The 19,795-nt window shown below is 68.2% G+C and carries 19 protein-coding genes; 9 read left to right on the forward strand and 10 right to left on the reverse strand.

The window, feature by feature from the left end; all coding sequences use genetic code 11:
- The first annotated feature begins 58 nt into the window (after positions 1 to 58).
- From ACIPRS_RS01880 to ACIPRS_RS01890, 3 genes are all read left to right on the forward strand, one after another.
- Positions 59 to 403: a ribonuclease E inhibitor RraB gene (locus ACIPRS_RS01880; RefSeq protein WP_446537327.1), complete on the forward strand. Its 345-nt coding sequence runs from the start codon at positions 59 to 61 to the stop codon at positions 401 to 403.
- Between the two features lie 95 nt (positions 404 to 498).
- Complete coding sequence (locus tag ACIPRS_RS01885; RefSeq protein WP_446537328.1) at positions 499 to 2,289, forward strand: vWA domain-containing protein; 1,791 nt, start codon at positions 499 to 501, stop codon at positions 2,287 to 2,289.
- A gap of 66 nt (positions 2,290 to 2,355) precedes the next feature.
- Positions 2,356 to 2,739: a hypothetical protein gene (locus tag ACIPRS_RS01890; protein ID WP_446537329.1), complete on the forward strand. Its 384-nt coding sequence runs from the start codon at positions 2,356 to 2,358 to the stop codon at positions 2,737 to 2,739.
- Between the two features lie 27 nt (positions 2,740 to 2,766).
- Here the strand turns inward: ACIPRS_RS01890 and ACIPRS_RS01895 are convergent, their stop codons facing one another.
- Positions 2,767 to 5,673 (reverse strand): bifunctional diguanylate cyclase/phosphodiesterase, encoded by a 2,907-nt coding sequence (locus tag ACIPRS_RS01895; RefSeq protein ID WP_337730085.1) that lies wholly within the window; start codon positions 5,671 to 5,673, stop codon positions 2,767 to 2,769.
- Positions 5,674 to 5,971: 298 nt separating this feature from the next.
- Here ACIPRS_RS01895 and ACIPRS_RS01900 point away from each other — a divergent pair, with 298 nt between their 5' ends.
- The 5 genes from ACIPRS_RS01900 (at position 5,972) to ACIPRS_RS01920 (ending at position 10,397) form a co-directional block, all read left to right on the forward strand.
- On the forward strand, positions 5,972 to 6,490 hold the full coding sequence (locus tag ACIPRS_RS01900) for an RNA polymerase sigma factor (protein WP_446537990.1): 519 nt from the start codon (positions 5,972 to 5,974) through the stop codon (positions 6,488 to 6,490).
- Positions 6,487 to 7,629, forward strand: coding sequence for a hypothetical protein (locus ACIPRS_RS01905; protein WP_446537330.1), 1,143 nt, complete (start codon positions 6,487 to 6,489; stop codon positions 7,627 to 7,629). Before ACIPRS_RS01900 ends, ACIPRS_RS01905 begins: the two co-directional genes overlap by 4 nt.
- Positions 7,626 to 8,216: an IMPACT family protein gene (locus ACIPRS_RS01910; RefSeq protein ID WP_446537331.1), complete on the forward strand. Its 591-nt coding sequence runs from the start codon at positions 7,626 to 7,628 to the stop codon at positions 8,214 to 8,216. The genes ACIPRS_RS01905 and ACIPRS_RS01910 overlap by 4 nt, the downstream gene beginning before the upstream one ends.
- Before the next feature lie 105 nt (positions 8,217 to 8,321).
- Positions 8,322 to 10,103, forward strand: coding sequence for an ABC transporter transmembrane domain-containing protein (locus ACIPRS_RS01915; protein WP_446537332.1), 1,782 nt, complete (start codon positions 8,322 to 8,324; stop codon positions 10,101 to 10,103).
- Between the two features lie 111 nt (positions 10,104 to 10,214).
- The gene (locus ACIPRS_RS01920) at positions 10,215 to 10,397 is read left to right on the forward strand and encodes a hypothetical protein (RefSeq protein WP_446537333.1); all 183 of its coding nucleotides are present in this window, start codon (positions 10,215 to 10,217) and stop codon (positions 10,395 to 10,397) included.
- 171 nt (positions 10,398 to 10,568) lie between these two features.
- Here ACIPRS_RS01920 and ACIPRS_RS01925 read toward each other — a convergent pair whose 3' ends face one another.
- Complete coding sequence (locus ACIPRS_RS01925; RefSeq protein ID WP_446537334.1) at positions 10,569 to 11,729, reverse strand: fatty acid desaturase family protein; 1,161 nt, start codon at positions 11,727 to 11,729, stop codon at positions 10,569 to 10,571.
- Entirely contained in the window at positions 11,729 to 12,832 is a 1,104-nt protein-coding gene (locus ACIPRS_RS01930; protein ID WP_337730091.1) for a ferredoxin reductase, read from the reverse strand. Before ACIPRS_RS01930 ends, ACIPRS_RS01925 begins: the two co-directional genes overlap by 1 nt.
- A 121-nt stretch (positions 12,833 to 12,953) precedes the next feature.
- Here ACIPRS_RS01930 and fabR point away from each other — a divergent pair, with 121 nt between their 5' ends.
- Entirely contained in the window at positions 12,954 to 13,595 is a 642-nt protein-coding gene (gene fabR, locus ACIPRS_RS01935; protein ID WP_225590959.1) for an HTH-type transcriptional repressor FabR, read from the forward strand.
- Between the two features lie 19 nt (positions 13,596 to 13,614).
- Here the strand turns inward: fabR and ACIPRS_RS01940 are convergent, their stop codons facing one another.
- The 7 genes from ACIPRS_RS01940 to nagZ all read right to left on the reverse strand — a co-directional run bounded on the left by ACIPRS_RS01940 (position 13,615) and on the right by nagZ (position 19,789).
- Entirely contained in the window at positions 13,615 to 14,121 is a 507-nt protein-coding gene (locus tag ACIPRS_RS01940; protein ID WP_337730092.1) for a L,D-transpeptidase family protein, read from the reverse strand.
- Positions 14,118 to 15,746: an acyl-CoA dehydrogenase family protein gene (locus ACIPRS_RS01945; protein WP_446537335.1), complete on the reverse strand. Its 1,629-nt coding sequence runs from the start codon at positions 15,744 to 15,746 to the stop codon at positions 14,118 to 14,120. Before ACIPRS_RS01945 ends, ACIPRS_RS01940 begins: the two co-directional genes overlap by 4 nt.
- Before the next feature lie 87 nt (positions 15,747 to 15,833).
- Entirely contained in the window at positions 15,834 to 17,069 is a 1,236-nt protein-coding gene (locus ACIPRS_RS01950) for an FAD-dependent oxidoreductase (protein WP_446537336.1), read from the reverse strand.
- A gap of 96 nt (positions 17,070 to 17,165) precedes the next feature.
- Positions 17,166 to 17,372, reverse strand: coding sequence for a cold-shock protein (locus tag ACIPRS_RS01955; RefSeq protein WP_055942196.1), 207 nt, complete (start codon positions 17,370 to 17,372; stop codon positions 17,166 to 17,168).
- 91 nt (positions 17,373 to 17,463) lie between these two features.
- A complete protein-coding gene (locus tag ACIPRS_RS01960) occupies positions 17,464 to 18,210 on the reverse strand; it encodes an S-methyl-5'-thioinosine phosphorylase (protein WP_192200838.1) in 747 nt (248 codons plus the stop codon).
- Positions 18,211 to 18,212: 2 nt separating this feature from the next.
- Positions 18,213 to 18,782, reverse strand: a complete 570-nt coding sequence (locus ACIPRS_RS01965) for a hypoxanthine-guanine phosphoribosyltransferase (RefSeq protein WP_446537991.1) — start codon at positions 18,780 to 18,782, stop codon at positions 18,213 to 18,215.
- Positions 18,782 to 19,789 (reverse strand): beta-N-acetylhexosaminidase, encoded by a 1,008-nt coding sequence (gene nagZ / locus ACIPRS_RS01970; protein ID WP_446537337.1) that lies wholly within the window; start codon positions 19,787 to 19,789, stop codon positions 18,782 to 18,784. Before nagZ ends, ACIPRS_RS01965 begins: the two co-directional genes overlap by 1 nt.
- Positions 19,790 to 19,795 lie beyond the last annotated feature (6 nt).

Genomic DNA, 19,795 nt, shown 5'->3' on the forward strand with positions numbered 1-19,795 from the left:
CACAACGGCGCTCGCCCTTCCGCTGTCCCCCGCACGTCCCCATCACCAGGAGCAATAGATGATCACCCGCGAACAACTTGTCGAAATGTTCGACAACATGGCCAGGGAAACGCCATGGGATCTCAGCAAGCCGATGGTATGGGGCTACTTCTTCACCCACGGCACGCGGCCGGCGCTGGAAGCCGTGGTCCCGTTGCTGCAGGAACAGGGGTACCGCGTGATCGCGCTGTACCTGGAAGACAAGGACAATCGCAAGGATCCCGACCTCTGGTGGCTGCACGTCGAGAAGACCGAGATCCACACACCCGACAGCCTGGACCAGCGCAACCAGGCGCTGTACCGCTTCGCCGCCGAGCATGGCCTGGATGCCTATGACGGCATGGATGTCGGCGTGATCGAGTAGCCGCACCTGCCGGCGACGCGCCGGGTGGCAGTGCGATCAACCCCATTCGCAGGCCCCGTGCGTTCGACTCCCTGTCCCACACACGGAGTCACGCCATGTCGCACCGTCTGACCGTCACCCTGCTGGCCGTCGCCGTCCTGGCCGCCTGCCAATCCCGCCCTCCTGCACACCCCGCATCCGACGCGGAGGTCGCTCCCTCCGACGCCTACGCGGCGGCGGAGGCTGCCGCTGATGCCGCCAGTACCGAGGCCCTGCGGCGCGAGCGGTCCACGCTGGACAGCATCGTTGTGACGGGCCAACGCCTGGAGGCCCGGCAGGCGAAAGCAGCAGCTCCGATCCATGCCCATGCGCCACCACCGCCACCGCCACTGGCGCCAGCGACGGTCGCGTATCGCAGCGCGAACCTGGTGGGCGGCATGGTCCCGCCGCCGCAGGCGCAACCTGCCAACACCGAGAAGTATGCCGAGCGCGACGACAACCCTGTGCGCCGGACGCTGGATGAACCTGTCTCCACCTTCTCCGTGGATGTGGACACCGGCAGCTACAGCAACGTGCGCCGCATGCTGCGCGAAGGCCAGCGGCCGCCTGCCGACGCCGTGCGTGCGGAGGAATTCATCAACTATTTCCGCTACGGTCATACCGCGCCCAGCGACCGCAGCGGTCCCTTCAACGTGACCACCGAGCTCGCCCCGGCACCCTGGAACGCGAAGCGCCAGGTGCTGATGGTGGGCATCAAGGGCTACGACGTGCCGAAGGCCACGTTGCCGCCGGCCAATCTGGTGTTCCTGCTCGACACCTCCGGCTCGATGGAGTCGCCGGACAAACTGCCGCTGCTGAAGCAGTCCTTCGCCCAGCTGGTCCCGCAGTTGCGCAGGCAGGACCGCGTCAGCATCGTGGTGTACGCCGGATCGGCCGGCCTGGTGCTGCCGCCCACGCCGGGCGACCGGCACGACGAGATCCTTGCCTCGCTGGACCGCCTGCAGGCCGGCGGCAGCACCAACGGCGGCGACGGCATACGGCTGGCATATGCGATGGCGAAGCAGGCCTATATCAAGGACGGCGTGAACCGCGTCATCCTGGCGACCGATGGCGACTTCAACGTGGGCACGGTCAGCCAGGATGCCCTGGAGACCATGGTCGCCGACCAGCGCAAGTCCGGCATCGCGCTGACCACCCTTGGCTTCGGCACCGGCAACTACAACGATGCGATGGCCGAACGCCTGGCCGATGTCGGCGACGGCAACCATGCCTACATCGACACGCTGCAGGAAGGCCGCAAGGTGCTGGTGGATGAAATGCAATCCACCCTGCTGACCATCGCCCGCGACGTGAAGATCCAGGTGGAATTCAACCCCGCCGTCGTCTCGGAATATCGTCTGATCGGCTACGAGAACCGCGTGCTCGCCAACGAGGACTTCGCCAACGACAAGGTGGATGCCGGCGACATCGGCGCGGGCCACGAAGTCACGGCGCTGTACGAGATCACACCGGTCGACAGCGGTGCCGAGCGCCTGCCCGCGCTGCGTTACGGCGGCAAGCAGGTCGCCGTCGGTGCCTCCACCAACGAGGTCGCGCATGTGCGCCTGCGGTACAAGCTGCCGGGCCAGGACAGCAGCCGCCTGATCGAGACGCCGATCGCAAGCACGTCGCTGACCACCCAGCCGAGCAATGCCTTCCGCTTCGCCAGCGCGGTAGCAGCCTACGCCGATCTGCTGCGTGGCGGACAGCGTATCGATGGCTGGAGCTGGAACGACGTGGCGCGCACCGCGCGCGGCGCGACGGGCCCCGACCCGCATGGCCTGAAAGCGGAATTCGTGGGGATGATCGACCAGGCGCATCGGCTGGTGGCCGTGCAGGACGACGCACCCGCCATTGCGGGCGACTGAATGCATGAAACCGGGGCCGAAAGATCGGCCCCGGCCCCTGTCCGTACTCCCGAAGCGGGCCTCGCCATGAAGCGCCTCACTCTGTTGCTGTCGTGCCTGCTGCTGGCTCCCGTGCCTGCGTTCGCTGACAGCTGTGGCGTCCGCATCGTCGTGGTGAACCACCGTGCCGATGCGGTCGCCGTATCGCTGAAGAGCTTCTATGCGGACCACGCGCTGGCCGCTCCGTCGCCCCGGGACTTCGACGCTCCCCTCTACGGCACCACCGTCCCTCCCTACGTCTCATCGCTGCAGCAGATCGAGGTCCCGGCGCATGGCGCCGCCAGCGTGGCCTTCAGGCGACTCTGTGTCGGTGACTTCTGGGTGAACTGGCGGGAGGTATCCACCGACGGGAAAGTCCTTTCGTCGGGCCAGATGCAGCCGAGAGACAACGAACCCATCCACATCCGCTAACGCGGTGTGTGCAGCGAACCTCGGGACTCAGGCGACATCGGCCGCCACCGCCTCCATCTGCGCTGCCGGCCGTCCTAGCAGGTAGCCCTGGCCGAGCAGGCAGCCCAGTTCGATCAACGACTGGCGCTGCTCTTCGGTTTCAACACCCTCGGCAATGGTCTCGATACCCAGCGTACCTGCCAGCGCCAGGATCGCGCGCACCAGCGCCAGGCTTTCCGGCCGGGCTTCGCTGCCCAGCCCGGAGACGAAACTGCGGTCGATCTTGAGTACCGAGATCGGGAAGCGGTGCAGGTACGACAACGCGGAGAAGCCGGTGCCGAAGTCATCGAGTTGCGCCAGGATGCCGTGTTGCCGCAGCGTGCGCAGGATGCGCAACGTGCGTGGCGCATCATCCAGCAGCGCCACCTCGGTGATCTCCAGCCGCAACCGCGCGGGATCCGCGCCGTGCGCCTCGAACATCGCCAGCAGCCGGTCGCCGAAATCGGGCGAACGGAAATGCCGCGGCGACACGTTGACCGAGATGTAGCCCTCCACGCCACGCGAAATCTGGCGCACCACCTGCTCGTACAGCAGCCAGTCGACCTGTTCGATCAGCCCGCTGTCCTCGCCCAGCCCGATGAACTCCGCCGGCAGCAGCAGCCCGCGCCGTTCGTGCTGCCAGCGCAGCAGCGCCTCATGCCCGATCACGCGCCCGTCGTCCATGCGGCGGATGGGCTGGTAGAACGGCAGAAAGTCGCGATGGTTGATCGCGCGGCGCAGGTCGGCCTCCAGGTCCAGGCTCTGCATCGCCGCCTCGCGCATGGCCTCGTCGAACATGGCGCAACGGTCGCGCCCCTGTTCCTTGGCGCGGTACATCGCAGCGTCGGCATCGCGCAGCAATTCCTCGCCGTTCCGGTAACGCGGGTGCCAGATGGCGATGCCCAGGCTGGCGGAGGGAAACAGCTCGCGCCCCGCCACCCACATCGGCCGCCCCAGCAACGCCAACAGGCGCTGGGCAAAGTCGCGCACGTTCTCCACGCCGTCCGCGTACTCGACCAGCAATGCAAATTCGTCGCCACCGAGGCGCGAGACCACATCATCGTCGCGCACGCTCATGATGATGCGGCGCGCGACTTCCACCAGCAGTTCATCGCCGGCCGCGTGCCCCATGCTGTCGTTGACCAGCTTGAACCGGTCCAGGTCGAGGAACAGCACCGCGAAGGCCTGGCCATCGCCATGGCGCGCGCGTTCGATGGCGGCCGACAGCCTATCCAGCAGGTGTGGGCGGTTGGGCAGTCCGGTAAGGGCGTCGTGCGTCGCCTGGTACGTCAGCTGCTGTTCGGCGCGCAGGCGCTCGCCGATCTGCGCACGCAACTGGTGGTTCGCTTCGGCAAGCTCGCGAGTGCGCTCGTCGACCCTGCGCTCCAGTTCCGCGTGCGCGCTGCGCAGGCGCTCCTGCGCGCGCTGCCTGTCCAGACCGTTGCCGATGTGGTGCGCGACGAAGGTCAACAGGTTCTGGTCGTGCGACGTGAACTTCACTTCTTCGGTGTAGCTCTGCACCACCACCGTGCCGACCACGTCTTCGCCGCGGAACAGCGGCACGCCGAGCCAGCTGTAGGCGGGTGGGCCGTGCTGCAGGAGCTTGCCCTGCTCCGCCAGTTGGCCGATCACCTCGCGGTCGGCCAGCAGCGGCCGCCCGGTGGCGATGACGTACTCGGTCAACCCGTTGGTCAAGCGCCGCGACTTGCGCATCGGGTCGCGCTCGTCGATCGAATACGGGAAGCCCAGTTGCTCGCCATCGTCCGAAATGAGCGCGATGTAGAAATTGCGCGCGTTGATCAGCTCATCGACCACCACGTGCACATCGGCGTAGAAACGCTCCAGGCTTTCCGAGGTGATGGCCAGGTCGGTGATGCGGAACAATGCGCGCTGCAGTTTCTCCGCGCGCTTGCGCTCCATGATCTCGGCCTGCAGCTCGCGGTTGGCGCGCTGCAGTTCGTGCGTACGCACCGCCACGCGGTGTTCCAGTTCCACATGCGCGTGCTTGCGGTCCAGCGCGGTCAGGATGTGCTGCGCCACATAGCCCAGCAGCGCGCGATCCTCGTCGGCATAACTCGCCGGCGCGTCGTAGCTCTGCACGACGATGGCGCCGCAGACCCGGTCGTCCCGGCGCATCGGCACACCCAGCCAGTCCAGGCTGTCCGGGCCATGCGAGGGATCGCGCATCACGCCCAGCTTCTGCCGGATGACGGCCGACGGCCCGCGCAGCGGCTGGCCGTGGCGCAGCAGCGCGAAGGTCATGCTGTTGGCCATTTCCTCTTCGCCGAATTCGCGCTCGGGTTCGGCGACATAGGGATCGCGCTGGTCGGCGAAGTACAGGAAGCGGACCGAGCGGCGCTGGTCGTCGTACAGCACGATGTAGCAGTTCTCGGCATACATCAGCGAGTTCACCACCGCGTGGATGCGGCGGAGCATCTCCGGCATCTCGAGGTCGGCACCGGCCAGGTCGGCGATCTCGTAGAGCGCCTGCTGCAGCCGCTTGGATTTTTCCAGCGAAACGATGCGCGCCTGCGCGCGCGCGGCATCCAGCGATGTCACCAGCAGCGTGCGGGCCAGCGCCAGCCAGGCATCCTCCTCGGGCGGGGCCAGCGGGTGCGGCAATGCCAGTGCCAGCGCAACGCGCGCAGTGCCATCGGCGTTGTCCCACGCATATGTGCGCTGCGCAGGACCATCGTGCTCCACCTGTGCTTCGGCCAGCGCATGCTCGGCGCGGCGCTTCAGCGCACCGGATGCTGCCGGCGTGGCACCGCTGTCGTTGCCCAGCGCCCAGTCGCGCCAGCTGATCGCGAGTTCAGCACCGGCCGGCAGCAGCCCACGCAGGATCGACGCAATCCGGTCCGCCGGCGAGGCGTCTGCGCTGGCCGGGTTGTCGGCGCTGATCGATGGCGTAGGCATGCCCTTGTCCCGAACGAGTCGGTGCGTGGTGTCTGGAGGTCCCCCGCAGCGAGCATACCGCCTGAGGCCCCCTGAACGGAAACGGCCAAGGCAACCCCTTCAAGGGCCGTCGCGCGTTTGAAAACGTGTGCCCCGTCCCGCTCCCCCTGCCGCCTTGACCCACCCGACTACGATCCCCGACGGGCGTCGATCACTGAACGTGTCGGCGCCGCGACCACGCCCCGACTTCACGGGCGTGCGTGGACGGCTTACGCTGGTGTCGGTGAACGACCTCGCAGAACCCGCCGACGAGACCCTGATGCTGGCCTACGCCGCCGGCGACGCGTCGGCCTTCGAACAGCTCTATGCGCGCCACCGTGGGCCGTTGTACCGGTTCCTGTTGCGCCACCTGCGCGACCCGGCGCTGGCCGACGAGTTCTTCCAGGACACCTGGCAGCGCGTGATCAGCGCGCGCGAGGGCTGGAAGCCGGAGGCGGCATTCGGGACGTGGCTGTACCGGATCGCGCACAATCGGCTGAACGACCATTGGCGCGCTTCGAAACACCGACCCGCCACGCCCGTGGACGCGGACGAGCGGACCGCGCGCGTTCCCGACCATGACACGCCGGAGCGCCAGCTCTCCGAGTTCGAGCAGCGACGGCAGCTGCAACTGGCCATGGACGAATTGCCGCCGGAACAGCGCGAAGTCGTGCTGCTCCGGCTGGAGCAGGAACTGACCCTGGAGGAGATCGGCGAGATCACCGGCGTGGGCCGGGAAACCGTGAAATCGCGCCTGCGCTATGCGATGGACCGGTTGCGGACGAGATTGAACCCATGAAGATGCCCCACGAGCCCCTGACGCCTGAAGAACGCACGCTGGCGCAGTCGCTGTCCCGCTTGGGACCGCACGGTGCGCCGTCGCCGGAGCTGGATGCCCGCATCCTGGGCGCCGCGCGGGCGGCTGTGCAGGACACGCCGTCCCGGGGCGGCGCGGTGCCGCCAACCCGCCGACGCTGGCCACTCGGCATGGGGGTGGCGGCATCGGTACTGCTGGCCGCCGGCATTGCCTGGCAGCTTCGCCCCAGCCACGACGTCCCGGTGGCCAGCGAAGCCCCGGCACAGACACAGCGCTCGGCCCAGCTGATCGGCGAGGACGCCGATGCCGCCGCCGCGGATGCCGCCGCGCCCGCCGTCGAATCGCTCGCTCCTCCGCCCGCGATCGTGGCGACGGAACCTGCCACCCCGGCAAAGGCCATGCGGCCTCCTCCGCCATCCGCCGTCATCGAGCGTGACGTCGCGCCGTCCGGGCCCGCGCGCAAGAATGCGGAAGCCGCCGCACGACAGGAGGCCGCGCCGAAGCGCAGCCCCCTTGCACTGATTCCCGCCGTTCCCGGCCTGCCTTCAGCCGAGGAGGCATCGTCGCGCGAACAACCGGTGGCACCCCAGGCCTTCCCGGCTGAAACGGATGCGTATGCACCACCGGCCGCGATGGCGGCCGACGTACCGGAAGCCATCGCGCGTGCGCAGACACAACAGCGTTCCGCCGCCCAGCCCTCACAGGAACAGCGCGCCCGTTACGAGGAAGGGCGCAAGCAGGCCGCCGCCAATGAAGGGCGCACCCTCGACACGATCGCTGTCACCGGCAGCCGCATAAGCACGCGGGAACGCCAGGGACGTATGCAGGACGCAGCGCCCGCACCGGCAGCACCGCCCCCGCCCCCGCCCCCGCCCGCTCCGGCCGCCAGTGCCGGCAGCGTCCAGCCCAGTGCCGCACGCACCGCCCTTCGGCGGACAGACCTGCAGGTCCCGGTCGATGCTGACACACGGCTGCCCCCGGACGAATGGCTTGACCGCATCCGCCTGCGCCGTGACCTGGGCGACAACGCCAACGCGCTGCGCAGCCTGCAGCTGTTCGTGCAGGAGCACCCGTTCCAGCGCGTCCCGGACGACCTGCGCCCGCTGCTCGGCACACCGTGAGCGACACCCTCGCCGCGTGCGCCTCGCAGTTGCTGGAGGTGAAGCACAGCCGTTTCCTCGCACAGGCCACCTCCGTCGCCGATGCCGACCGGGCGCTCGCCTTCCTGCGCGAAGTCGGCGATCCCGCCGCGACACACAACTGCTGGGCCTACCGGATCGGCGGCGAATATCGCTCCAGCGATGACGGTGAGCCTGCGGGCACGGCGGGCCGACCGATCCTGGCCGCCATCGATGGCCAGGGTTTCGACCGGGTGATGGTGGTGGTGACCCGCTGGTACGGCGGCATCAAGCTGGGCGCGGGCGGGCTGGTGCGGGCCTACGGCGGTGCGGCGGCGGAATGTCTGCGCACCGCCCCGCGGCAGCCGCTGGTGGCCACCACGCACTTGCTGCTGGCCTGCCTGTTCGACGACCTGGGTGCGGTGCATGCCGCGCTTGCACCGCATCTGGCGACCAAACTGCAGGAATCGTTCGATGAAAACGGGGCACTGCTGACGCTGGAACTCCCGGTGGATCGCGCGGACGCCTTGAAAAACCATCTGCGCGACGCCACCCGTAACCGGGTGCGCGTGGTATCCACGGCAGCGTGAATCCTGCGGCAGGTGCCTGTGGGAGGAGCTTCAGCCGCGACCCGGGACGACACATTCCGGTCGCGGCTGAAGCTCCTCCCACAACCACTTCGATTCCGGATGCCGATGAACGACAACGCCACCACCGCGGACAGCGCTGCGGCTCCCAAGCCCAAGGCCAAGCTGGGCACCCTGCGCGCCCTGTGGCCCTTCGTGCGCCAGCACGGCGGACTGTTCACCGCGTGGCTGCTGGCGCTGGCGCTGGCGTCTGCGGCGACGCTGAGCCTGCCGGTCGCATTCCGGCAGATGATCGACAACGGCTTCACCGACGGCGCGAACATCAATCGCGCGTTCCTGTTCCTGTTCGTGGTGGCGGTCGTGCTGGCGCTGGCCAGCGCGGCGCGCTTCTACTTCGTGTCCCTGCTGGGCGAAAAGGTCGTCGCGGACCTGCGCGGCCAGCTGTACGGGCACCTGATCGGACTGGATGCCGAATTCCACGACCGCAGCCGCAGCGGCGAGCTCGTATCGCGATTGTCCGCCGACAGCGAACTGCTGCGCACCGTGGTGGCCACCAGCATGTCGGTGGCGCTGCGCAGCAGCGTCACCGTGATCGGCAGCCTGGCGATGCTGTTCGTCACCAGCCCCCGACTGGCGGCCTTCGCGCTGATCGGCATCCCCCTGGCGGTGCTGCCCATCGTGCTGGGTGCCCGCCGACTGGAGAAAGCGTCGCGCGCCAGCCAGGACCGCGTGGCCGATGCCAACACGCTGGCCAGCGAAACCCTGGGCGCCGTCCGCACCGTGCAGGCGCACGCACGCGAACCCTATGAACGCGGCCGCTTCGGCGCCGCCATCGCGACCGCCGTGGAAACCGCCCGCAAGCGCATCCGCGCGCAGGCATGGGTGACCGCGGCGGCCATCACCCTGATCTTCGGCGCGATCACGCTGGTGCTCTGGTCGGGCGCGCATGACGTGATCGACGGCACGATGAGCGCGGGCACGCTGGGCCAGTTCGTGCTGTACGCGCTGATCGGCGGCGGATCGGTCGGTGCACTGGCCGAGGTATGGAACGAACTGCAACGCGCGGCCGGTGGCATGGGCCGCATCGCGGAGCTGTTGGGCGAAACCCCTGTCATCCAGGCGCCGACACAACCACGCACGTTGCCGCAGCCGGTCAAAGGCGAGATCCGCTTCGACAACGTCTCGTTCCACTACCCGTCGCGCCCCGACCTTCCCGCGCTGGACGGCTTCGACCTCGCCGTCGAGCCCGGCGAAACCGTCGCCCTGGTCGGACCGTCAGGCGCAGGCAAGAGCACCGTGTTCTCGATGTTGCTGCGCTTCCACGATGCCCAGACCGGCAGCGTGCGCGTCGATGGCGTGGACCTGCGTGAACTCGACCCGGCGCAGTTGCGCGAACACATCGCACTGGTGCCACAGCAGCCCACCATCTTCGCAGCCAGTGCTGCGGAGAACATCCGCTACGGCAAGCTGGATGCGACCGATGCCGAGCTGCAGGCGGCGGCCGAGGCGGCGGAAGCGGACGACTTCCTGCGCGAGTTGCCGGAAGGTTTCGACAGCCAGCTCGGCGAGCGTGGCGCACGCCTGTCGGGTGGCCAGCAGCAGCGCATCGCCATCGCCCGGGCGCTGCTGAAGGATGCGCCCATCCTGCTGCTGGACGAAGCCACCAGCGCGCTCGACGCACAGAGCGAGCGCGCGGTGCAGCAGGCACTGGAACGGCTGATGGAGGGCCGTACCACCCTGGTCATCGCGCATCGGCTGGCGACCGTGTTGAAGGCCGACCGCATCGTGGTGATGGACCGTGGCCGCATCATCGCGCAGGGCACGCATACGGAACTGCTGGCGCAGGACGGCCTGTACGCCGAGCTTGCGCGACTGCAGTTCCTGGACTGATCCTGCCGCGAGTGCGTCGGCCGTCCGAGGGTAGCTTGCACTACGATGCGAGAGGCCAGGACCGGAGCCCATGCATGATCCAGGAATCGCTTCCGCCTTTGCCGCGTTGGCTTGGGCACCACGCTGATCCTGCTGACCGGCACATGGGTCGTCACGGTGGAACGCCGCGAAGGCGCTGATGCCACGGGAAGCCGGGCGATGTCGCGCCAGGCACTACAGGCGGAGGAAGCCGCTCATCGTGGCGAGTCCGGTACGGATGCGTTAACTAGCGAAGTACGCCTGCTGCGCCTTTAGTTGCAGGACAGCGACCTGGTCGACGAGGTCTTCGAGAATCCCCGGTTCCAGTGGCTGGGCCTGACGGGTACGGGCCTGATCGCCGCTTCGTTCTTTGCCGAATGGCGGCTCAGGCGCGACATCGCGCTCGCGGCGCGCGCTGCGGCACCGCCGGACAGTGGCGCCTGGCCCTTACGCGGCGGCCTCCGCCTGGACCAGCGCCATCGCGCGTCGCGGGCGGCTGGGGAAGGCATGGCGCACGATGCGCCAGCAGACCTGCCCGAACTGGGTGAGCAGCGTGCCCGTGTTGTAGTGCTGGCCGTAGCGGGCACAGATCGCGCGCACCTCGCGTGCCATCTCGGCGTAACGGTTGGCCGGGATATCGGGGAAGAAGTGGTGCTCGATCTGGTGGCTCAGGTTGCCCGACAGCACGTTGATCAGGAATCCGCCCCGCAGGTTGGACGAACCACGCAACTGGCGCAGGTACCAGTGGCCACGCGACTCGTTCTTGATGCATTCCTTGGGGAATGTTTCCGCATTGGCGGTGAAATGCCCGCAGAAGATGATCACGTAGGTCCACACGTTGCGCAGGCCGTTGGCGACCAGGTTGCCGAGCAGTACCGGCAGGAAGAAAGGCCCGGCCAACGCCGGATAGATCACGTAGTCCTTGGCCAGCTGGCGACCCATCTTGCGCACCACCGGGGCGGACTTGCGACGCAGCTGCTGGGTGGTCATCTTGCCGTGCCACCAGCGGCCCAGCTTGAGGTCCTGGATGGCGATGCCCCACTGGAACAGCAGCGCGAACACCACCGCGACCACCGGCTGCGCCAGGTAGAAAGGCTTCCACTTCTGCTCCGGGAAGATGCGCAGCAGGCCATAGCCGATGTCGTCGTCCATGCCACGCACGTTGGTGTACGTGTGGTGGCGGAAATTGTGCGTGTGCCGCCAGTTCTCGCTGGTGGCGACGATGTCCCAGTCGTAGGTCTTGCCGTTGAGCTGCGGGTCGCCCAGCCAGTCGTACTGGCCATGGATCACGTTGTGGCCCAGCTCCATGTTGTCGAGGATCTTGCCCAGGCCCAGCGACAGCGCACCCAGCGCCCACAGCACCCAGAACAGCCAGCCCACCGCGCTGTCGGCCAGCCAGAGGCCACCGGCGATCGCGGCGGCGAGCAACAGCACGCGGCCGGTCAGGTTGGTGTAACGCACCGCTTTGACCACGTTGCGGATATAGCGCGCATCACGCTGGCCCAGCGTCGCCACGGTACGCGCACGCAGGGCGTCCAGTTCCTCGCCGAAGCGATCCAGTTCGTCGGTGGTGAGACTGCGGTTGCGGGGGGAGGAAAGGGTCGCCATTACAGATCCAGCTCGATGTCGGTGGCGGCGCTGTGGATGCACAGCTTCAACGCCTGGGTGGGTTCATGCATCAGTGCGCCACTGGGCAGGTGGCGCGTGCTGCCGGCGGACTTGCCGCAGGCGCAGGTATTGCAGATGCCCATGCGGCAGCCGGACGGCGGCTTGAGACCGTGCTGCTCCAGGGCCACCAGCAGGGATTCGCCACGCGGCACGCGCAGCGTGCGCCCGCTGCGTTGCAGGCGTATGTCGACCTCGCCCTCGTCCACCACCAGTACCGGCGGGGCGGTGAACGCTTCGGCCTGGAACGAGGCCACGCGCGAGGCCAGCAGGCCACGCGCGGTTTCGACGAACCCGCCCGGCCCGCAGGCGATCACCTGTTGCGTGGCGGGGTCGCCCGCCTGCGTGGAGAGCACCGTGTCATCGATGCGGCCTTCGGCTTCGTCGCCGGCAGAGGCGGCTTCGCGCGTGAGCAGCAACCGGAAGTGGAAGCCCGGATGGGCGGCGGCGAGCGTCCGCAGTTCGTCGAGGAAGCAGGCCTCCTCGCGCCGGCGCACCCAGTAGAGCAACGTCAGACCGACCGGCATGCCCTGCCCGGCCAGTTCACGCACCAGCGCCATGAGCGGCGTGATGCCGCTGCCCGCGGCGAGCAGCAGATAGGCGCCTGTCGGCGCTGCCGGCAGCGTCATGTCGCCGAACGCCTGTCCCAGCTCGACGATCTCGCCGATGCGGGCCGTCGAGTGCAGGTAACGGCTGACCCTGCCGCCTTCGATCGCCTTCACCGTCACCGGCAGCAACCCGTCCGCCCGCGGGGGCGACGTCAGGCTGTAGCTGCGGGTAACCCGCACCCCATTGATCTCGATGCCCAGGTTCACATGCTGGCCAGCGCGATGGCCCGCCCAGTGGCGGTTCGGCTTGAACAGCAGGGTGACCGCGTCCGCGGAGGCGGATTCGCGGGCGACAAGCCGGGCCAGCGGGCGCTCCCAGGTCCAGGTGCGATGCAAGCGGGTGGCCCAGAAATCGAACACATCCGGCTTGACGAGCGGCCGGATCAGCCGTTTCAGGGGACCGGGCCGGCGGGGGGACGGACGGATCTGGGCATTCATGGCCAGCACTATACCCCTGTAAGGACGGATGTGTATACAGTTGTATATTAATTTACGAGGCTATGATGCCCTCATCACTCCGCACGTCCGGCCTTCCCGCGTGACTTCATACCCGCAACCGCTGCCCCACGACGACAACGGCCCCGGCCGCAAGGCGTCGATCTCGCGCGAAGACCTGATGGCGGCCGCGCTGAAACTGGTGGGCCCGCATCGCAGCGTGTCCACGCTGAGCCTGCGCGAAGTGGCCCGCGAGGCCGGCATCGCCCCCAACAGCTTCTATCGACAGTTCCGCGACATGGACGAGCTGGCCGTCGCGTTGATCGATCTGGCCGGCCGCTCGCTGCGCAAGATCATCGGCGAGGCGCGCCACCGCGCCTACAGCAGCGACCGCAGCGTGGTGCGCGGCTCGGTGGAGGCGTTCATCGAACAGCTGCGCGCCGACGACAAGCTGCTGCACGTGCTGCTGCGCGAAGGCAACGTCGGTTCGGATGCGTTCAAGCACGCGGTGGAGCTCGAGCTGCAGTTCTTCGAAGAAGAGCTGTGCATGGACCTGGTGCGGCTGGCCACGCGCGACAACGCCCCGCTGTACGAACCTGCGCTGGTATCCAAGGCCATCACCCGGCTGGTGTTCGCGATGGGCGCCACGGCGATGGATCTGCCGCCGGAGAAGGATCAGGAACTGATCGAGCAACTGTCCGAGATGGTCCGCATGATCATCACCGGCTCGCGCGCACTGGCCTCCCGCGGGGGCGGCCAGCGCTGACAGACCGGCAACGCGCCCGTCAGGGTTCGATGCTGATCGGCGTCCCCACCGGCACGCGTTGCCAGATCGCTTCCATTTCCGCATTGGTCACGGCAATGCAGCCCTCCGTCCAGTCAGCGCGTGAACCCGGCGGGGTGGCGCCATGGATCATGATGTCGCCGCCCGGATCGACGCCACGCGCAAGCGCCTGTCGACGGTCGGCCGCATCCGGATAGGAAATGCGCAACGACAGATGGAAGCGGCTGCGTCCGTTGCGGTAGGTGATGCGGTAATCGCCTTCCGGCGTGCGCTGGTCGCCCTGCTCGCGCTTGTGCCCCACCGGTGCGCCCCCCAGGACGATGCGATACGTGGCGATGGTGCGCCCACCGCGCAACAGCGCCATGCGGCGCTGCGCCTTTTGGACACGGATCGCGTCGGCCTGCTGCGCAGCGGGCAACAAGGGCGGCGGCCAATCCCCGTGTTCGCGCGCCTGCGACGACGGCCCCAACACAGCCAGCAACGCGAACATCCAGCGCCAGGCGCTCATGCCGGCAATGCCCGCGCCAGCAGGGGCGCTGCGTCCACCTCCGCCGGAAGCGTGCCGAACGCCAGGCCATGCTCCCCGCCCAACCGGCTGCGGATGAACAGGATCGCGGCCGGACTGCCCGCGCGCAGCAGCACCGACGCCTGCAACGCAAGCGCCAGACGCTCCACCAGCATGCGCGCACCGGCTTCGCGGGCGACGGCGAGGTCGACACGCAGGCGATCGACGAACGCATCGAACGTCGCATCGTGCCCGGAAGCGGCGGCCAGTTCGTCGCCCACCGCCTGCACGGTCTCGGGTTCGCGCGCGAGGGCGCGCAGTACGTCGAGGCACTGGATGTTGCCACTTCCTTCCCAGATCGAGTTCAACGGCGCCTGCCGGTACAGCCGCGGGAGGATCGATTCTTCCACGTAGCCGGCACCGCCCAGGCATTCCTGCGCCTCGTTGACGAACGCGGGCGCGCGCTTGCAGAGCCAGTATTTTCCGGCGGCCGTGGCAATGCGCGCGAAGGCGGCCTCGCGTGGATCGCGCGGCGCCGCATCCACCGCGCGTGCCACGCGCAGCGCGAAGGTGGTCGCCGCCTCGGACTCCAGCGCGAGGTCGGCCAGCACGTTGCGCATCAGGGCGTGTTCCACAAGCGGCTTGCCGAACGTGCGGCGATGGCGCGCATGATGCATTGCCTGCGCCAGCGCCATCCGCATCTCGGCGGACGACCCCAGCATGCAGTCGAGCCGGGTCAGCATCACCATCTCGATGATGGTGGCCACACCGCGTCCTTCGTCGCCGACACGCCATGCCCGCGCGCCCGTGAACTCCACTTCGCTCGACGCATTCGCCCAGTCGCCCAGCTTGTCCTTCAGCCGCACCAGCCGGAATGCGTTCTTCGCACCGTCTGCCCGTCGGCGCGGCATCAGGAAGCACGTCAGCCCGCCCGGCGCCTGTGCCAGCACCAGGAAGCCATCGCACATCGGCGCGGAGAAGAACCACTTGTGCCCGACCAGGGTGTAGGCGCCGTCGGCGTCCGGCGTGGCGGTGGTGGCGTTCGCCCGCACGTCGGAACCCCCCTGCTTTTCGGTCATGCCCATGCCCAGCGTGATGCCGGCCTTGCCGCCAATGGGCACGTCGCGCGGATCGTAGTGCGGGGCGGCCGCCTTCGTCGCCCATTCGCGCAGCGCAGGCTCGCGCTGCAGGACGGGGACGGCCGCATGCGTCATTGTCAGGGGACAACTGGTGCCCGCTTCCGCCTGGTGATGCAGATAACTCAACGCAGCGCGCGCGACGTGTGCGCCGGGCAACGGCTCGTGCCACGACAGGCCGGCGACACCGTGCGTCTTCGCCGCCTCCATCAGCTGGTGATAGGCGGGGTGGAATTCCACCAGGTCGATGCGATGGCCGTGCTGGTCATGGGTGCGCAGGCGCGGCCGGTCCCGGTTCGCATCGAAGCCAAGACGGTAGAGCGCGTCGCCCGCCAGCGCGCCATAGGTCGCCAGCCGGGGGGCGAACGCGCCTGCGCCATCACGCATCACGCACTCGCGCAACACGATGTCGTCCGCCCACAGGTCGCGCGGCACGAACGGTGGCGGCTGGTTTTCCACGGAATGCGTTTCGAACGGAGGAAGTTCGCTCATCGTCGGTTCCCGTTGCACGCCCGGATTCTCGCGCAATTCAGCGCGGCGCGTGGATGCGTTGCGGGCCCTGCCACTGATTGCGATGTCCTAGACAGTGCGGGCGAGATCGCGAAGTGTCCCGAGGAACGCCTGCTTCAGCTCCAGCTTGCGGAAGAAGCCGTGCTGCGTGCCGCTCAGCACCCGCAGCATGTGGCCGCGTCCACCCGGCAGCCGGCCCATCGGGAGGAACGCCAGATCGCGGGCATGCGCGATGAGGTCCCGGTCGGACTGGAAGATCGGGGTCAGCCAGCGGCTCCAGAACTGGTAGACGCCGACATGCGCCCGGCGTTCGCGCTGATATGCCTCCAGCGCCGCCGGGACATCGCCCTGCACGCGCAGCGCGTCGCGCAGGGCCATCGCGTCCATCAGCGCCATGTTGACGCCCTGGCCCAATTGCGGACTCATGCCATGCGCGGCGTCCCCGATCACGACGAGGCGGTCCCGGTACCACTGCCGCAGGGCCACGTCGCGATAACTGGCGCGTGCGAGTTGGCCGGCGTCCACGGTGTCGGCCAGGCAGGCATCGGCCTCGGGCCACAGGCGTGCCACTTCCTCGCGCCATGCCGGCAGACCGCGCGCGCGCCAGGCATCGAAGTCGCTGACGGGCAGACTCCAGAAGAAGCTCAACCGCGGCGTTCCATCACCGGGCCGCGTGCCCACCGGCAGCAACCCGATCATCTTGCGTGCAGCCACGTAACGCTGGCGCAGCTCGTCGTTCCAGCGCCAGTCGCCCTGTGGGACCAGTCGCCACAACGCACCCCACGGATAGACGGCCTCGCGCTTCACGGCTCCGGTGGCCACGCGCAGTCGTGAAGCCGAACCGTCAGCACTCACCACCAGGTCGAACGGGCCATGCCAGCGGCCATGCTGGTCGCGTACGCGACGGGTATCGTCACTGACGGCCTCGATGGTGTGACCACGATGGATCTCGCCCTGCCCCGCCCATGCCTCCGCCAGCAGCGTGAACAACGCTCCGCGCTGCATGCCCAGCCCGAACAAGTGCGCGTCCAGTCCGGCGTAGCGCATGTCCATCACTGCACGACCGCAGGGCGTTTCGCCATACAGGCGATTGACCCGTCGGCCATGCGCCAGCACATCGGGCAGCAGGCCCAGTTCCCACAGCACCTGCAGTCCGGTCGGTTGCAGCAGGAAGCCCGCGCCGACCGGCCCCGGTTGTTCCGCACGTTCGAAGACCTCCACCCGGTGGCCGTCGCGCGACAGCAGCAACGCCGCAGCCTGGCCAGCGGTGCCATAACCGACGATGGCGATGTGCAGGGAGTCCATCGGGTGCCGCGTTCCTTTCCTGCCGGACGTGCGATGCGCCGGAATGCAGGCGTTAAAAAACCCCGCCGGAGCGGGGTTCAAGAAAATCGTCTTGGATCAGGCTGCCGGCGTGATGTTGGACGCCTGTGCACCCTTCGGGCCCTGGGTCAGCTCGTAACTGACGCGCTGGCCTTCCTGCAGGCTGCGGAAGCCCTTGCTGTTGATGGCGGTGTGGTGCGCAAAGACATCGGCGCTGCCATCTTCTGGCGCGATGAATCCGAAGCCCTTGGCATCGTTGAACCATTTCACGGTACCGTACGGCATAGCGCTTGTATTTCCTTTTCTGGATGCGAGTGGAATGTGCGGCGATGACGCCGCACACGCCGAGTATGCAAAGCCCGGCGCGCGTTGACAATCACCTGCGTGCGAGCGCCGCCACCAGGGCCGGGATCCCGGCCGATGCAGCGGCCACGTTCGCCAGCACCTCGTCCATCGTGATTTCCTCGTCGGTGCCGCAACCCGCCGCCCAGTTGGCGACGATGGCCAGGCAGGCGTATTCCAGGCCCATTTCCCGTGCCAGACCGGCTTCGGGCATGCCCGTCATGCCGACCAGATCGCAGCCATCGCGGCGCATCCGGCGTATCTCGGCGCGGGTCTCCAGACGCGGTCCCTGCGTGGCCCCGTAGCAGCCGCCATCCACCAGATCCACGCCGGCCTCGCGGGCCGCGGAGAGGATCTGCTGACGAAGTAAATGCGTGTACGGGTCGCCGAAGTCGACATGCAGCACCTCGCTGCCGGGCTCCTCGCAGATCGTCGAGATCCGGCCCCAGGTGTAGTCGATCAGCTGGTCCGGGCACGCCAGTACACGCGGACCGCAGGCATCGGTGATGCCGCCGACGGTGTTCAACGCCAGCACCCGGGTGGCACCGAGGTCCTTCAGCACCTGCAGGTTGGCGCGGTAGTTGACCAGGTGCGGCGGCACCGAATGGCCCTCGCCGTGGCGGGCGAGGAACGCCACGCGCCGCCCGTCCAGCGTGCCGATGCGGACAGGACCGGACGGCGCACCGAAGCGGGTGTGCAGCTCCTTCGTTTCCACGTCCTGCAGGTCGGCGAGCCTGTAGACGCCGGTACCGCCGATGACGGCAAGCGCGATGTCGGCCATGGTCAGTCCTTCAGCGCGTAGATGCCCGGCAGGTTGCGACCCTGCTCGTGGTAGTCCATGCCGAAACCGAACACATAGCGGTCCGCGACCTCCAGGCCCACATAGTCCGCGCAGATGCCCGGCACGCAACGATCATGCTGCTTGGTGGTCAGCGCGGCGATCCGCACGTCGGTGGCGCCCTGCTCCAGGCACCACTGCCTCACTGCCAGCAGCGTATGGCCTTCGTCGAGAATGTCGTCCACCAGCAGCACACGGCGACCGTAGAGCGCGGTCGCGGGCCGGTGCTTCCACACCAGCTCCCCGCCCGTGGTCTCGCCGCGATAGCGGGTGGCGTGCAGGTAGTCGAACTCCAGGTCCAACCCCAGCGCGCCCAGTTCCAGTGACAGCTGTCCGGCGAAGGGAAGCGCGCCGTGCATGATGGTCAGGTAGACCGGCACCTCGCCCGCGTAGTCACGCGCGATCGGCGCGGCCATCGTGGCGATGGCGCGGTCTATCGTCGCGCGGTCGACCAGCAGGTCGGCATTGGCCAGCGCGTCGGCCAGCTTCGGCTTCGGATTGCCCAGCGATTCCATCATGCAACTCCCGTGAGACTGTCGAGCACGCGCGCCTGGGTGTCGCCATAGCGCGCATCGGCGATCAGGCCGTCCCACCCCAGTGCGCCACGGCCCAGTACCCCGAGCACGGCGGCGGTATTCAGTGCGCGGCCTTCCACCGCCTTCAGCGACTCGTCCACCAGCTTGGGCGAACACACCAGCACCACGTCGCATCCGGCGTCCAGGTGGTCATGGATGCGCTGCTTCACGCCGCCTGCCGAGAATGCCGCGGCCATGCCGATGTCGTCCGAGAACACCACCCCGCGGAAACCCATCTCGTCGCGCAGGATCTTCTGGATCCAGAACGGCGAGTAGCCCGCCGGTTCCGGTGCCACCGCCGGATATTTCACGTGCCCCATCATCACCGCATCGGCCTTGGCCTCGATGCCGGCGACGAACGGAACCAGGTCCTCCGCGCGCAGCACGTCCAGGCTGCGCGGATCGACGGCGTCGTCGAAGTGGGTGTCTTCCAGCACCGTGCCGTGGCCGGGGAAGTGCTTCAGCGTGGCCGCCATGCCGGCCGCGTGCATGCCGCGGATGTACGCGCGGGTGAACTCGGCCACGATCTGCGGATCGGCGTCGAAGGCGCGATTGCCGATGGCGCGGTTGCCACGCGCAAGGTCCACCACCGGCGCAAAGCTCAGGTCCACGCCGCTGGCGAGGATCTCGCTGGCCATCAGCCACGCGTGTTCTTCGGCGCGCTGCAGGGCCAGCTGCGGCTCCCGCGCATAGAGCTTGCCGAAGCCTTCCAGCGCTGGCAGATCGCTGTAACCGTCGCGGAAGCGCTGCACGCGCCCGCCTTCCTGGTCCACGCAGACCAGCTGCGGACGGGGCGCGGCGGCTCGGATGGCCTGCGACAGTTCCGCCACCTGCGCACGCGAGGCGAAGTTGCGGGTGAACAGGATGACGCCTGCGACGGCGTCGTGTTGCAGCCAGTCGCGTTCCTGCGCGGTGAGTTCTGTGCCGGCGATGCCGATGACGAGCATTGGGTG

It is taken from the genome of Pseudoxanthomonas sp. LARHCG66 (assembly GCF_052871755.1).

Excerpts from the sequence above, each read along its gene's own strand:
- ACIPRS_RS01960 (WP_192200838.1), bottom strand. The coding sequence starts at position 18,210 with ATGGCCGACATCGCGCTTGCCGTCATCGGCGGTACCGGCGTCTACAGG.
- ACIPRS_RS01905 (WP_446537330.1), top strand. The coding sequence starts at position 6,487 with ATGAAGATGCCCCACGAGCCCCTGACGCCTGAAGAACGCACGCTGGCG.
- ACIPRS_RS01945 (WP_446537335.1), bottom strand. The coding sequence starts at position 15,746 with ATGAGCGAACTTCCTCCGTTCGAAACGCATTCCGTGGAAAACCAGCCG.
- ACIPRS_RS01955 (WP_055942196.1), bottom strand. The coding sequence starts at position 17,372 with ATGCCGTACGGTACCGTGAAATGGTTCAACGATGCCAAGGGCTTCGGA.
- nagZ (WP_446537337.1), bottom strand. The coding sequence starts at position 19,789 with ATGCTCGTCATCGGCATCGCCGGCACAGAACTCACCGCGCAGGAACGC.
- ACIPRS_RS01885 (WP_446537328.1), top strand. The coding sequence starts at position 499 with ATGTCGCACCGTCTGACCGTCACCCTGCTGGCCGTCGCCGTCCTGGCC.
- ACIPRS_RS01880 (WP_446537327.1), top strand. The coding sequence starts at position 59 with ATGATCACCCGCGAACAACTTGTCGAAATGTTCGACAACATGGCCAGG.
- ACIPRS_RS01925 (WP_446537334.1), bottom strand. The coding sequence starts at position 11,729 with ATGGCGACCCTTTCCTCCCCCCGCAACCGCAGTCTCACCACCGACGAA.
- ACIPRS_RS01950 (WP_446537336.1), bottom strand. The coding sequence starts at position 17,069 with ATGGACTCCCTGCACATCGCCATCGTCGGTTATGGCACCGCTGGCCAG.
- ACIPRS_RS01915 (WP_446537332.1), top strand. The coding sequence starts at position 8,322 with ATGAACGACAACGCCACCACCGCGGACAGCGCTGCGGCTCCCAAGCCC.
- ACIPRS_RS01930 (WP_337730091.1), bottom strand. The coding sequence starts at position 12,832 with ATGAATGCCCAGATCCGTCCGTCCCCCCGCCGGCCCGGTCCCCTGAAA.
- ACIPRS_RS01900 (WP_446537990.1), top strand. The coding sequence starts at position 5,972 with ATGCTGGCCTACGCCGCCGGCGACGCGTCGGCCTTCGAACAGCTCTAT.
- ACIPRS_RS01890 (WP_446537329.1), top strand. The coding sequence starts at position 2,356 with ATGAAGCGCCTCACTCTGTTGCTGTCGTGCCTGCTGCTGGCTCCCGTG.
- ACIPRS_RS01895 (WP_337730085.1), bottom strand. The coding sequence starts at position 5,673 with ATGCCTACGCCATCGATCAGCGCCGACAACCCGGCCAGCGCAGACGCC.
- ACIPRS_RS01965 (WP_446537991.1), bottom strand. The coding sequence starts at position 18,782 with ATGGAATCGCTGGGCAATCCGAAGCCGAAGCTGGCCGACGCGCTGGCC.
- ACIPRS_RS01940 (WP_337730092.1), bottom strand. The coding sequence starts at position 14,121 with ATGAGCGCCTGGCGCTGGATGTTCGCGTTGCTGGCTGTGTTGGGGCCG.